General features: G+C 70.2%; 1 pseudogene. It reads right to left on the bottom strand.

Features of this window, described 5'->3' with window-relative positions:
* Positions 1 to 205 (bottom strand): annotated as a pseudogene (locus tag FMEAI12_RS16140) (integrase); the annotation flags it as partial.
* Positions 206 to 215: the final 10 nt, after the last annotated feature.

Raw genomic sequence — 215 nt, 5'->3', positions numbered from 1 at the left:
TCCGCGGGTAGGTCCGTTTGCGTGCGAGGAGGTCACGGTGCCAGCGCAGCACGGTGGCCGGGGTGACGAAGAACGAACCCCAGCTGGACCGGGGCAGCAGCCGGGACAGGGCTGCGAGGATCACCCGGTCCGCCGGTTCCAGCGTCGGGCGGTTCACCTGCCGGCGCAGCACCGCCACCTGATGTCGCAGGACAAGGAGCTCCACGTCTTTCGCG

The sequence above is a fragment of the Parafrankia sp. Ea1.12 genome (genome assembly GCF_900465275.1).
Lineage (GTDB): Bacteria > Actinomycetota > Actinomycetes > Frankiales > Frankiaceae > Parafrankia > Parafrankia soli.
This window is presented reverse-complemented; position numbering and strand designations above follow the sequence as displayed.